General features: G+C 67.7%; 4 protein-coding genes. 3 read left to right on the top strand and 1 reads right to left on the bottom strand.

Annotated features, from left to right (window positions below):
• Nucleotides 1-18: 18 nt before the first annotated feature.
• Nucleotides 19-2,130 (top strand): acetate--CoA ligase family protein, encoded by a 2,112-nt coding sequence (locus ABWP92_RS16485; RefSeq protein WP_353236494.1) that lies wholly within the window; start codon nt 19-21, stop codon nt 2,128-2,130.
• A 24-nt stretch (nt 2,131-2,154) separates the two neighbouring features.
• On the opposite strand, the gene ABWP92_RS16480 is transcribed toward ABWP92_RS16485, so the two are convergent.
• Entirely contained in the window at nt 2,155-3,240 is a 1,086-nt protein-coding gene (locus tag ABWP92_RS16480; protein WP_353236493.1) for a tetratricopeptide repeat-containing glycosyltransferase, read from the bottom strand.
• Between the two features lie 217 nt (nt 3,241-3,457).
• Here ABWP92_RS16480 and ABWP92_RS16475 point away from each other — a divergent pair, with 217 nt between their 5' ends.
• Both ABWP92_RS16475 and ABWP92_RS16470 read left to right on the top strand, forming a co-directional pair.
• Nucleotides 3,458-4,009 (top strand): ferritin-like domain-containing protein, encoded by a 552-nt coding sequence (locus ABWP92_RS16475; RefSeq protein WP_353236492.1) that lies wholly within the window; start codon nt 3,458-3,460, stop codon nt 4,007-4,009.
• A 112-nt stretch (nt 4,010-4,121) separates the two neighbouring features.
• Nucleotides 4,122-4,673 carry a DUF2939 domain-containing protein gene (locus tag ABWP92_RS16470; protein ID WP_353236491.1) on the top strand — a complete coding sequence of 184 codons (552 nt, stop codon included), beginning with the start codon at nt 4,122-4,124 and terminating at the stop codon, nt 4,671-4,673.
• Nucleotides 4,674-4,755 lie beyond the last annotated feature (82 nt).

Raw genomic sequence — 4,755 nt, 5'->3', positions numbered from 1 at the left:
CGCACATCGCACATCGAAATGACGGACCTTCTCCAATCCGCGCTGAACCCCCGCTCGGTCGCTGTCATCGGCGCCTCCGAAAACATCCACAAGATCGGCGGACGCCCGATCCACTACATGCAGCAGCATGGCTACCGGGGAGCGATCTATCCGATCAACCCCACCCGGCAGGAAATCCAGGGCCACCGCTCCTACGCGGCGCTGGCCGATCTTCCCGAAGTCCCTGAACTCGCGCTGATCGTGGTCGGCGGCGACAAGACCATCCCGGCAGTGGAGGACTGCGCGTCGCGCGGCGTGAAGTCGGCGGTCATCATCGCCTCCGGCTTCGGCGAAACCGGCCCGCAGGGCAAGGAGCTGGAGCAGCACATGCTGCAGGCCGCACGCAGGACGGGCATGCGCCTGTATGGCCCCAACACCCAGGGCCTTGCCAACTTCGGCACCGGCGCGATCGCGGGCTTTTCCACCATGTTCATCGAGGTGCCGCCCAAGGACGGACCCATCGGCATCGTCAGCCAGAGCGGCGGCATGAGCGCGATGACCTACGGCCTGCTGCGCGGCCAGGGCCTGGGCGTGCGCCACGTGCACGCCACGGGCAACGAGGTGGACGTGAGCGTGGGCGAGATGGCGCTGGCCGTCGCGCACGACCCCGACGTGAAGCTGCTGCTGCTCTATCTGGAGAGCATCGCCCACCCGGACATCCTCGCGCAGGCCGCCGCCGTGGCGCGCGAGCGCGATCTGCCCATCGTCGCCGTCAAGGCGGGACGCACGGCGGGCGGGCAGCGCGCCGCCTCGTCGCACACCGGCTCGCTGGCCAACGAAGACCGCGTCGTGGACGCCTTCTTGCGCCAGCACGGCATCTGGCGCGTGCGCGATCCGCATGAGCAGGCGCGCGCGGCCCATGCCTATCTCAAGGGCTGGCGGCCCGAGGGAAGGCGGCTGGTGGTGATCAGCAATTCCGGCGCGAGCTGCGTGATGGGCGCGGACGCCGCCGATGACGAGAAGCTGCCGCTGGCGGAGCTGTCGGCGCAGACGCAAAGCCGCCTGGCGCAAAAGCTGCCCGGGTTCGCCACGACGCACAACCCCATCGACATCACCGCCGCCCTGCTATCCAACAGCGGCCTGTTCGGCGATGTGCTGCCCGTGGTCGCCGACGATCCGGCAGCCGATCTTTTCTTCATCAACATCCCGGTCGCGGGCGCTGGCTATGACGTGGAGCGCTTTGCACGCGACGCGGCGGCATTCGAGGCCGGCACCGGCAAACCCGTGGCCGTGGCGGCCTGGCAGGAAAGCGTCGCCTCGGCATTTCGCGCGCACGGCATCGCCACGTTCCCCAACGAAGGCGACGCCATCGGCGTGCTCGCGCAACTGGCCCGGCACACCGCACTCATGCGCCGCCCCCGCCTCCGTCCTCACCCCCCGGCCGGCCGCGCCGCGAGCGTGCAACTGCCCGAACATGGCGAGCGCTTCCTGAACGAGGCCGACAGCCTGGAGCTGCTCGGCGGACACGGCGTTCCCGTGGCGCAGATGACGCTGTGCCGCAGCGCGCACGAGGCCAGCGCCGCCTTCGAGCGCATCAGCGCCAGCGGCCGGCAGGTCGTGATGAAGGCCTGCTCCAGCGACATTCCGCACAAGTCGGAGCACGGCCTCGTAGCGCTCGGCGTAGCCAGCGCGCGGGATGCGGCCGGACTGTTCGAGCGTTTCTGGGCGAAGATGGACGAGTTGAGCGCCGCGCGCGACGGCGTCATCGTCGCGGCCATGCACAAGGGCCGCCACGAATTCATGGTGGGCGCGCACGTCGATCCGGTGTTCGGCCCGGTCGTGGTGGTGGGCGATGGCGGCAAGTACACCGAGGCGCTGAACGACTGCGCCGTGCTGCTGCCGCCGTTCTCGGCGGCCGACGTCGAGCGCGAACTCGGCAAGCTGCGCATCGCCCCGCTCTTCGGCGGTCTGCGCGGCGAAGCGCCGCTGGACATCGCGGCGCTGTCGCATCTCGCCGTCGCGGTGGCCGATTTCGTGCAGGCCGTCCCTGACCGGATCGCCTCGCTCGACCTGAATCCGGTGATCGTGGGCTCCGCCGGCGAAGGCGCGGTGGCCGTGGATGCGCTGATCGAGATGCGGGCTCGGGGCTGATTCACGGACATCCGCGCCAGCCGCTCAGATGCCGTAGAACTTGCGGTTGGCTTCGATGCGGCTGCGCTCGGACTCCGGAAACAGCTGCTGCTCCAGCAGCCTGCGCAGCGCGGCGAGCCCCGCGTCCCGGTGCGGGGTGTAGAAGGCGCTGACCGCCAGTTCATCCAGCGCGCGCCACTGGTAGACGGCGGCATCGACGAACAGGATGTCCTGCGGCGGCGCGATCTGCGAGGCCTGCAGCGCGTACAGGGCGCCGAGCGCATATTCGCCGCGCACCCTGCAATAGCGGGCCAGCTCGCACAGCGGCTCCGCGCGCTGGGGGCGGGCCGCATACGCGCTCAGGTAGGCGTCGCGCACCGCGCCGGGATCGGCCTGGGTACGCTCCAGGAGCCTGGCCACCTGAAACAGCGAGAACCAACGCTCCTCCTCGAAACCGCCCATCTGCGCGCGCCTGCGATACCACTCCAGGCTTTGCTCGGGATGGTTGGCATCACGAAAGCTCTGCGCCAGATAGAACGCATAGCGTGTGTTCTGCGGCTCCTCCTTGAGCGCCTCCTGGAGCAGCGCTATGTCCTTGAGATACGTGGTCGGGTCCTTGGCCCGCGCCCCGTCGTGCGACACGAAGATGATCGGGCCGGGCAGTTGCCGCCACGGGCGGGCGTCGGGAGCCGAGAGGTACTCATGCAGCACGCCCACCCAGCGCCAGTCGCAGCGCGTGGCGACCAGCGCATTGCGCTGGTATTCGACTCCGGCCATGCGGCAGGTGAGAAAGCAGCCGTCCGCCTCCAGCGGCGGCCAGGCGAACCCCTGGGGCATCAGCAGCTGTTCGTCCGCATCGATGAAAAGCAGGTAGTCGGCCTGCGCGCGCGCCAGTTGCAGCGCTTCATTGCGGTTGTGCGCGAAGTTTTTCCAGGGGCGCTCGTGCAGTTCGCCGGGAATGTCCCGCATGCACTCGCGGATGACCTGCTGCGTGCCGTCGCTCGAGCCGGTATCGACGATGACCCAGCGGTCGATCCAGGGCTTGACGCTGGCGAGGCAGCGTTCGATCACGTGCGCCTCGTCCTTGACGATCATGTTCAGGCAGATGGCAGGCCTTGCGGATGCTGTCATGTGGAATTCCGTGGGTGCAGAAAATGGCGGTGGACGGCCGCATCGGATGATGCCGGCCGGCGGACATTGTAGGCAGGCCGGGTATGTCGTCGAGTGTCAGCCTTGTCTCACAGACAGGGCCGGGCAAGGCGTTTACGGTGGCATGAGGACGCGGCGGATCGGTTTCTCCCCCGATCCGGGCGGACCGGCATTCCCGACAACCAAGAGGAAACCCACGATGGCAAACACCAAGTCACCCCCGAAAGAAGCGCTGCGCATCGACCAAAAGCGCCTGGACGCGGCAAAAAGGAGCCTGGACAAGGGCGCGGTCACGCCGGATTTCGGACCTTATCGCGATGACATCATCCAGCTGCTCAACGACTCGCTGGCCACGGAGCTGGTCTGCGTGCTGCGCTACAAGCGCCACTATTTCACGGCCACGGGGCTGGAGTCGCCAGCGATTGCCGCCGAGTTCCTGCAGCACGCCAACGAGGAGCAGCAGCATGCCGACATGATCTGCAAGCGCATCGTGCAACTGGATGGCGAGCCGGACCTGAACCCGGACACGCTCACCCGGCGCAGCCACGCCGACTATGACGAGCAGCTCGACCTGCGCGCGATGATCCGCTCCAACCTGATCGCCGAGCGTGTGGCCATCGAGGCCTACACGCAGATCATCGAGCTCATCGGCGACAAGGATCCCACCACGCGCCGCATGATCGAGCAGATCCTCGAGATGGAGCAGGAGCATGCCGACGAGCTGTCGGACTGGATGAAGAAAGCCAGTTGAGCCGGCGGCGGCCCGTGCCACCATGCCGGGGAGCACGGCACCTGGCTGTGCGAACATTCAGGCTTTGCATTCAGGATGCCCGCAGGCGGGCATGGCGCAAGGATCACAAGGAATGAAGAACCCCAAGCATGTCGTGCTCACGGCGCTGGCCGCCGCGGCGCTGGCGATTGCCATGCTGATTTACGCATCGCCCTATATCGCGCTGCACTCCATCAAGGCGGCGCTCGACGCGAAGGACTCCACGGCGTTGTCGCAGTTCGTCGATTTCCCGGAACTCCGGGAGAACGTCAAGGGCCAGCTCATGAGTTCGCTGGCGTCCCGGCTTCCCGGCTCCGGCAGCGATGAAGAGCCTGCCCTTGGCGGCATCGGGCAGGCGATCGGCGGCATGGTCGTTGGCGCAGCCGTCGACCAGCTGGTGTCGCCTGCGGGCGTCATGATGATGATGCGCAGCGGGCGCTTCGGCCCGAGGCTCCCGGACGCGGCCGAGGCGCAGGCGCCCGATGCGTCCAAGGGCTCCCGCGAGGGCCGCGCCAGGGGGCTTTCGGTGCGCTACCAGAGCTTTGGCCAGGTGCGCGTCTTCCGCAAGGACGATCCGGCCACGGCGTTCATCTTCCGCCGCGACGGGCTCATCGGCTGGAAGCTGGTCAACGTGGACATGGGTTGATCCGGGGCCGCCGATGGCCAGTCAGCCTCTTAGAACGTGTTTACGATCTCTACGCAGCCGCGTTGGAGTGCAATCGGGATGA

Origin of the sequence: Diaphorobacter ruginosibacter, assembly GCF_040396215.1 — a bacterium.
GTDB lineage: Bacteria > Pseudomonadota > Gammaproteobacteria > Burkholderiales > Burkholderiaceae_C > Diaphorobacter_A > Diaphorobacter_A ruginosibacter_A.
Note: the sequence above shows the minus strand (reverse complement) of the source record. Positions and strands in the feature narration are given on the sequence as shown.